Origin of the sequence: Pseudomonas edaphica, assembly GCF_005863185.1 — a bacterium.
In the GTDB taxonomy this organism is placed as follows: domain Bacteria; phylum Pseudomonadota; class Gammaproteobacteria; order Pseudomonadales; family Pseudomonadaceae; genus Aquipseudomonas; species Aquipseudomonas edaphica.
The window spans coordinates 1-8,121 of record NZ_VBVZ01000268.1 but is presented as its reverse complement, the minus strand read 5'-3'; the positions used below and the strand labels follow the sequence as shown (position 1 = coordinate 8,121).

General features: G+C 61.8%; 8 protein-coding genes. 4 read left to right on the top strand and 4 right to left on the bottom strand.

Annotated elements, in window-relative coordinates:
• The coding region (locus FEM54_RS18040) for a methyl-accepting chemotaxis protein (protein WP_138452261.1) at positions 1-1,210 on the top strand (1,210 nt) is incomplete at its 5' end.
• Between the two features lie 60 nt (positions 1,211-1,270).
• Entirely contained in the window at positions 1,271-1,846 is a 576-nt protein-coding gene (locus FEM54_RS18035) for a flavin reductase family protein (RefSeq protein ID WP_017137673.1), read from the top strand.
• 172 nt (positions 1,847-2,018) lie between these two features.
• On the opposite strand, the gene FEM54_RS18030 is transcribed toward FEM54_RS18035, so the two are convergent.
• On the bottom strand, positions 2,019-2,828 hold the full coding sequence (locus FEM54_RS18030; protein WP_017137672.1) for an AraC family transcriptional regulator: 810 nt from the start codon (positions 2,826-2,828) through the stop codon (positions 2,019-2,021).
• A 136-nt stretch (positions 2,829-2,964) separates the two neighbouring features.
• Between FEM54_RS18030 and FEM54_RS18025 the strand changes: the two genes are divergently transcribed.
• Entirely contained in the window at positions 2,965-3,603 is a 639-nt protein-coding gene (locus FEM54_RS18025; RefSeq protein WP_138452259.1) for a LysE family translocator, read from the top strand.
• A gap of 44 nt (positions 3,604-3,647) precedes the next feature.
• Positions 3,648-4,742 carry a D-alanine--D-alanine ligase gene (gene ddlA / locus FEM54_RS18020; RefSeq protein WP_138452257.1) on the top strand — a complete coding sequence of 365 codons (1,095 nt, stop codon included), beginning with the start codon at positions 3,648-3,650 and terminating at the stop codon, positions 4,740-4,742.
• A gap of 179 nt (positions 4,743-4,921) precedes the next feature.
• Here the strand turns inward: ddlA and pgeF are convergent, their stop codons facing one another.
• The 3 genes from pgeF to FEM54_RS18005 form a co-directional block, all read right to left on the bottom strand.
• Positions 4,922-5,644, bottom strand: a complete 723-nt coding sequence (gene pgeF / locus FEM54_RS18015) for a peptidoglycan editing factor PgeF (RefSeq protein WP_017137669.1) — start codon at positions 5,642-5,644, stop codon at positions 4,922-4,924.
• A 25-nt stretch (positions 5,645-5,669) separates the two neighbouring features.
• Entirely contained in the window at positions 5,670-7,499 is a 1,830-nt protein-coding gene (gene ggt, locus FEM54_RS18010) for a gamma-glutamyltransferase (RefSeq protein ID WP_138452255.1), read from the bottom strand.
• Positions 7,500-7,534: 35 nt separating this feature from the next.
• Positions 7,535-8,121, bottom strand: a 587-nt coding sequence (locus FEM54_RS18005; protein WP_138452253.1) for a PhzF family phenazine biosynthesis protein, incomplete at its 5' end; no start/stop codon positions are given.

Here is an 8,121-nt window from a genome sequence, read left to right as displayed (position 1 = left end):
GGATGCCGACGGCCGGGTGGAGTGGGCCAATGCCAACTTCCTGCAAGAACTGATTTACCAGGCCAGTAACATTGTGGGGCGTCTCATTGATGAGCTGGTGCCGCCGCATGTGCGCCAGGACGAATTCCAGCTGCGCTTTAAAAATGCCCTGGTGCGCGGCGAACACTTCGCCGGCACCGTGCGCCTGATGCGTGGCAACGGCAAGGAAGCGTGGCTGCGCTCGATTGTGCAGCCGGTGCGCAACTCGGAGGGGCGCATCAAGCATTTTTCGATTTACTCAAGCGACCTCACCCGCACCATCGAGGCGTCGCGCGAGCATGAAAACCTGATTACCGCGCTGGTGCGCTCCACGGCGGTGATCGAGTTCGACCTCGACGGGCATGTACTCACGGCCAACGATCGCTTTCTCGGCGGCATGGGTTACAGCCTGGCGCAGATCCAGGGCAAACATCACCGCATGTTCTGCGAACCGCAGGAGTACAACAGTGCCGAATACCAACAGTTCTGGAAGCGCCTGAACGCCGGTGAATTTGTTGCGGCACGCTTCAAGCGGGTCGACAGCCATGGCCGCACGGTTTGGCTGGAAGCCACGTACAACCCGGTGCTGGACGCCAATGACCGCCTGTACAAAGTGGTCAAGTTCGCCACGGTGATTACCGATCAGGTCAATCAGGAACAAGCCGTGGCCGAGGCTGCCAATATCGCCTACAGCACCTCGCTGCAAACCGACAACAGCGCCCAGCGCGGCACCACCGTGGTAACCCAGGCGGTGGATGTGATGCGTGATCTGGCCAAGCATATGCAACAGGCCGGTGACGGCATCGAGGCGCTGAATGCCCAATCCCAAGTGATCGGCACTATCGTCAAGACCATCAGCGGTATCGCCGAACAGACCAACCTGCTGGCGCTCAACGCAGCCATTGAAGCGGCACGTGCCGGTGAACAGGGCCGTGGCTTTGCGGTGGTGGCCGATGAGGTACGTCAGTTGGCCTCGCGTACCAGCAAAGCCACGGAAGAGATTGTCGGCGTAGTCCGCCAGAACCAGGACATGGCCCGCGATGCAGTGACCTTGATGAACGATGGCCGCCTGCAGGCCGAACAAGGCCTGGCCCTGGCGGCCGAGGCGGGCACGGTGATCGTGGAGATCCAGGACGGTGCGCAAAAAGTCGTCAGCGCGGTGGGCCAGTTCGCCAATCAGCTGTCGAGCTGACCCGTAGGGCGTGTGCTTGAGGTATCGTAGGTTTTTTCTTGCTTGAAGAGCCGACCCTCCATGAGCCCGACCCACCGTCGCCCCGTTCCGCTGTCCAAGGCCTACCGCTTGCTCAACCACGGCCCGACTGTGCTGGTCAGCGCAGCCCACGATGGCAAACGCAACATCATGGCCGCCGCCTGGGCGATGCCGCTGGATTTTGAACCGCCCAAAGTCGCCGTGGTGTTGGACAAGTCCACCTGGACCCGGCAACTGCTGGAAGGCGCCGGCACGTTTGTGTTGCAAGTACCCTGTGTGGCGCAGGCCGATCTGGTGCAGACGGTCGGCAATACCAGCGGTTCCGAGACCGACAAGTTCGCCGCCTACGGCCTGCACACCTTCAGTGGCGAGCACACCCAGGCGCCGCTTCTGGAAGGCTGCGTGGCCTGGCTGGAGTGCCGCTTGCTGCCCGAGCCGCACAACCAGCAGACCTACGACCTGTTTCTCGGCGAAGTGATCGGCGCCTATGCCGACGAGCGCGTGTTCAGCGACGGGCATTGGCACTTCGAAGGGCATGACGAATTGCGCACCTTGCACCATATCGCCGGCGGAAATTTCCTCAGCATCGGTGCGCCGGTTGTCGGGCGCCAGCTGTAAGCCACGGCTGCAGCGTGCTGCAGGCCGGGTGAGTGTTTTTGCCGGCGACCCCGCATTGTGGGAGCTGGCTTGCCTGCGATAGCGTGTGTCAGGCACCCAATATATTGACTGATGCACCGCCATCGCAGGCAAGCCAGCTCCCACAGGTTTAATCGCATTTCAGGTGGGCCAATCAGCGCCCTAGCATCTTCACCCATCGCGACGGCGGCATGCCGTAGGTGCTGCGAAATTGCCGGGTCATATGGCTCTGGTCGGTGAAACCTGCGGTCAGGGCCGCGTCCACCAGCGATTGGCCCTGGGCCAGCAAGCTGCGCACCAAGTCCAGCCGGCGCATGGTCAGGTAGCGGTAGGGGCTGGTGCCGAACAACAAACGAAAATCTCGCGACAGCGCCCAGCGATCGCGACCGCAGTGGTCGGCCATTTCATCCAGGGTGATGCTGCGGCCCAGGGCGCTGTGGATAAACTCGCGGGCGCGCTCGGCAGCCACATAATCGAACGACTTGCGGCTGATGATCGCGCCGGATGCCGCGTTCAGCGCGTGTGCCAGGTCGAACAGGGCGTCCTGTTCCTGCATCGGGTCAACCGGGCAGTCGAGGTTTTGCAGCAACACTTCGCTGGCGCGGAAAAGGCGTGGGTCAGTCGACAAACCGTTGTGGATAAACGGCAGTGGCCGACCACCGAGAATCTGCTGGATCAGCGCCGGCTCCACATAAATCATCCGGTACTTGAACCCCTCCACGCTGCTGGCGCGGCCGTCATGGGATTCATCGGGGTGAATCACCATGGTCCTGCCCGGCAGGCTATGGGTCATGCAGCCACGGTAGTGGTAGCTTTGCACGCCAAACAAGGTGCGGCCGATGGCGTAGGTGTCGTGGCGATGCGGGTCAAACGCAAAGCCTGCAAAGTACGCCTCGATACGGTCCAGGCCGCTGGCGTGCGGGGCGCGGTGCAGCCAGTCGAGGGTGGAAGTGGGTTGGCCCATGATGACTTGTCACATGTAGAGGTGGAAACACGTTAACCGAGTCTGCATCGGTTGTCTGCCGAGGTCTTGTACGATTGTGCAGGCGTTGGGCGAGGCCTATGATCCGGGTTCGTGTACTGCGCTGACGGAGCTGCCCATGGACGTTATCAACCCTGCCTATGTGGCCCCGCTGGTCTCGCTGGCGCTGCTGTGGACGGTCGCTGTCGTAACGCCTGGGCCGAACTTTTTCAACACCGCGCAGTTGGCTGCCAGCTGCTCCAGGCGCCATGGCGTTGTGGCGTCGGCGGGTGTAGCCAGCGGCACGATCATTTGGGGCTTGGCGGGCGGCTTGGGCATCAAGTCGCTGTTTACCGCCGCGCCGATGCTCTACCTCGCATTCAAGATCATCGGCGGTTGCTACCTGATCTACCTTGGGCTCAAGTTGTTCAAACGCTCGGCTCCGGCTGCGGGCCAGACGGTTCTCCCCGATGCGACGCGACGCTCATTGTTCTCTGCCTGGCGGTTCGGTTTACTGGGCAACTTGTCCAACCCCAAGGCTGCGCTGTTCGTCGCGACGGCCTTTGCCTCGACCATGCCGCCATCTCCTTCGCCCGCGCTGCTTACCCTGGCCGTCATCACCATGGCCACCTTGTCGTTCAGTTGGTATTCCAGTGTTGCCCTGGTGTTTTCCAGCGAGCGCATGGCCAGCCTTTACGCGCGTTCACGCAAATGGCTCGACCGCTTTGCCGGTGGTTGCTACCTGCTGTTCGGCGCACATCTGGTAGCGAATCGCTGACCGCTCATGGTAAGAAGCCTTACTTTCAACAGTGAGGCCGGGTCATGAGCAAGGTGCGTGTAGGTATTATTTTTGGTGGCCGTTCGGCCGAGCACGAAGTCTCGTTGCAGTCGGCGCGCAATATCGTCGATGCGCTGGACCGTTCGCGCTTTGAGCCGGTCTTGATCGGCATCGACAAGGCCGGCCACTGGCACCTCAACGACACGTCGAACTTTCTGATCAACCAGGAAAACCCGGCGCTCATCGCTCTTAACCAATCCAACCGTGAACTTGCAGTGGTGCCGGGCAAGGCCAACCAGCAAGTGGTGGAAACCTCCGGTCAGGGCCTGCTGGAACATATCGACGTGATCTTCCCCATCGTCCACGGCACCCTCGGCGAAGACGGCTGCCTGCAAGGCCTGCTGCGCATGGCCGACCTACCTTTCGTCGGCTCCGACGTGCTGGGTTCGGCGGTCTGCATGGACAAAGACATCAGCAAGCGTCTGCTGCGCGATGCCGGTATTGCTGTCACACCGTTTATCACCCTGACTCGCCGCAACGCGGCGCGTACCTCGTTTGAAGCGGCTGTGAACAAGCTCGGTTTGCCGATGTTCGTCAAACCCGCCAACCAGGGTTCTTCGGTGGGTGTGAGTAAGGTTGGCAACGAGGTCGAGTACCACGCTGCTGTTGAACTGGCCTTGGGCTTCGATGAAAAAGTGCTGGTGGAGTCCGCGGTCCAGGGCCGTGAAATCGAATGCGCCGTATTGGGCAACGACAACCCCATCGCCAGTGGCTGTGGCGAGATTGTGGTGAGCAATGGCTTCTATTCCTACGACAGCAAATACATCGACGGCCAGGCAGCCCAAGTGGTGGTGCCGGCCGATATCAGCGTCGAAGCCAGCGAGCGCATTCGCCACCTCGCCATTGAGGCGTTTGAAGTGCTGGGCTGCGCCGGCCTGGCGCGGGTTGATGTGTTCCTCACCGATGACGGTGAAGTGCTGATCAACGAGATCAACTCACTGCCAGGCTTCACACGTATCAGCATGTACCCGAAGCTGTGGCAGGCGGCGGGGATGAGTTACAGCGAGCTGGTGAGCCGGTTGATCGAGCTGGCGCTGGAGCGGCATGCCGGGCGTAAGGGGCTTAAGATCAGCCGATGAAATGACTCGAGTAACATGTGGCCTCTGTGGCGAGGGAGCTTGCTCCCGTTGGGGCGCGAAGCGGCCCCAACACCAGACAGCACGGTTCTACCTTGAAATAACGTAGTGGCTAAATTGGGGCTGCTGCGCAGCCCAACGCGGGGCAAGCCCGCTCGCCACAAAAGCGCCCTTGGCACTGATCAGGGGTTGCGAGCAATCCACGAATAGATCAACGTCTTCGCTTCTTCAGGGTGATGCGTGCGCCTGCGATAGCTGGCGAAAGTGGAGGATGTGCAATACGTACACACTTCACTGACTTCGATCTGCTCACGCTTAAGCCCTGCTGCTAACAGCAACATTACCCCGAAGCCGCTCAAATCAAACCAGGCACTTCCTGTTTGCCTGGCATAGGGCGGGGCAATTTCGGGGGGCAGCAATGGCGCCGGTTGTACGAAGCTCCACGGTGCCCGGTCGTCAGGCCACAGATGGCCTTGATCCGCCTGAAACTGCGCAATAAAGTCCTCGCTCACTTCATAGCAGCACGGTTTGATTGACGGCCCGATTGCCACCTGCAACTGCTCCACGGCGATGCCTTTGTCGGCAAATTGCTGCACGGCATTGGCGATGATCCCGCCTTGCAACCCCTTCCAACCGCCATGCACCGCTGCGACCGTCGCACCGTCTTCAGCCGCGATAAGAATGGGCAGGCAATCGGCTGTGATCACCGCAATCGGCTGATGCTCGCGCGTGAACACGCCATCCGCCGCCACGCTGTTGGTTGCCAACTGCGCCTGCCATTCAATCACCGTCGCGCTGTGTACCTGCTTGCAGATGAACACTGCGTCCGGGCGCTGCGGGTCATTGATCGAGCAAAAACCATGGTCGACGCCGCCAAGGGCGCCGAGGTTATCGGCCTGTTGCACAGCACGCTCTCCGTTCGTAGAACATTCAGTCACCGACCGCTTCGCCTTCGCGCCGAGGGTCGGCGCCGCCGCTCAGGGTTACCTTGCCTTGAGCATCGCGCGTGCGAACAATGGCCTGGATGCCGCTGGTCATATCGATTTCGCTCAACGCGTGGCCCTTGTCACTCAGCGCTTGTTTCAACGCAGGGCTGAACAGGCCGGCCTCCAACTCGGTCGCGCCGTTGCGGCTACCAAAGTTGGGCAGGCTGATGGCGGCTTGCGGGTCGAGGTTCCAGTCGAGCATTGCCACCAGGGATTTGCTCACGTATTCGATGATTTGCGAACCGCCCGGTGAACCCACCGTCGCCAGCAGCTCGCCGCTCTTGCGGTCGAACACCAGGGTAGGCGCCATGGCTGAGCGAGGGCGCTTGCCGGGTTCGACGCGGTTGGCCACGGGCTGGCCGTTTTCTTCAGGGATAAACGAAAAGTCGGTCATCTGGTTGTTGAGCAAAAAGCCCTGAACCATCACGTGGGAGCCGAACGCCGCTTCTACCGTGGTGGTCATCGACACCGCGCCGCCCTGGTCATCCACTGCCACCACTTGCGAGGTGGAGATGCGCAGCGGCGAGCGGTCCGGCGCGTAGGCCACCTGGATGCCCGCTGGTGTGCCCGGCTTGGCAATGCCCATGCTGCGTTCGCCAATCAATGTGGCGCGCTGTGCCAGGTAGTTGGGGGCGACAAGGCCTGCGACCGGTACTGGGGTGAAGTCCGAGTCGGCCACATACAGCGCACGGTCGGCAAACGCCAGGCGGCCGGCTTCGGCGATCAGGTGTACGGCTTCGGGCACAGGCTCAAGGCCGGCAGGCGATGCACTCTTCACCGGTTTCATCGGCGCGATGGCCAGGCGCGGGTCACGGGCCTCCACTGCCTGCAAGGTGCCGAGGATCTGTGCGACGGCTATCCCGCCCGACGACGGCGGCGGCATGCCGCACACCCGGTATTGCTTGTAGTCGGTGCACAACGGCGTGCGTTCCTTGGCGGTGTAGCCTTTAAGGTCAGCCTGCGAGAGGCTGCCCGCATTGCGATTGCCCTGGACCTTGCGCGCGATTTCATCGGCAATCGGCCCGTGGTACAGCGCGTCTGGCCCTTCCTTGGCGATGCGCTTGAACACAGCAGCCAGCGCCGGGTTTTTCAACAGTGTGCCGGTGGCTTTAGGCGAGCCATCGGCGTTCAGAAAGTAAGCCGCCATTTCCGGCGACTGGGGAATGTAGCGGTCGGCCGCAATCAGTGCGTGCAAGCGTGGGGAAATCGCGAAGCCTTGCTCCGACAGCCTGATCGCCGGTTCAAACAACTTGGACCATTGCAGGTGCCCGGTCTTTTGATGCGCCATCTGCAGTGCCCGCAAGACGCCCGGCGTGCCGACCGAACGCCCGCCAATCTGCGCTTCGGGAAACGCCATCGGCGTGCCGTCGGCCTTCAGGAACAAGCGCTCAGTCGCGCCGGCGGGTGCCGTTTCACGGCCGTCATAGGCGTGTACGTTCTTGCCATCCCACAGCATGATGAACGCGCCGCCGCCGATGCCGGAAGACTGCGGTTCCACCAGGGTCAGCACCGCCTGCATCGCTATCGCGGCGTCAATCGCCGAACCTCCCTGGCGCAACATCTCCCGCCCGGCTTCGGCCGCCAGCGGGTTGGCGGCGGCGGCCATATGGCGTTCGGCGTGGCGGGTGGTGAGGTCGGTGCGGTAACCCGAGCCCAGTTCCGGTGCCGGAGGCTGTTCGTTGACAGGTGTGTGGCAGCCGGCCAGCACCAGGGCTGCGGCAACCATCGACAGTTGACGGCGGGAAATCGTGAACACGCGCTGAACTCCGTTCATTTTGAGAATGATCTGTTGTCCTTGGGCAATCCCTTTTACAGGTAAATCGTGCCTTGCAGGTAGAGTGCTGCATGGCCTGAGATGATCACGCGGTCACCTTTGAGTTCACACCGCAGTTGCCCACGGCGCCTGCCGCCCTGTTCGGCGCTCAACTGCGACTTGCCCAGGCGCTCGGCCCAGAACGGTGCCAGCGAGGTGTGTGCCGAGCCGGTGACCGGGTCTTCATTGACGCCCACATTCGGGCCAAACCAACGGGAAACAAAATCAAAGCGCGTGCTTTTGGCCGTCACTGCTATCCCGCGTTTGGGCAGGCCCTTGAGGCGTGCGAAATCTGGCGTGAGTGCCGCGACCTGGGCTTCGTCATCAACGACAACGATATAGTCATCAGTGGCATACACCTCGGCGTGTTCGAGCCCCAGCGCGCTCAACATGCCGGCTGGCGGCTCGCAACGCTCGGGCTGTTTGGCCGGGAAGTCCATTGCCAGTTCGTCGCCATTGCGCGTCACGCGAAGCTCACCGCTGCGGGTGGCAAAACGCAAGATCTCAGGGGGATTCGGGAGTTTGTGAATCAGCACCCAGGCAGCGGCCAACGTCGCATGGCCACACCTGTCTCTTATACAAA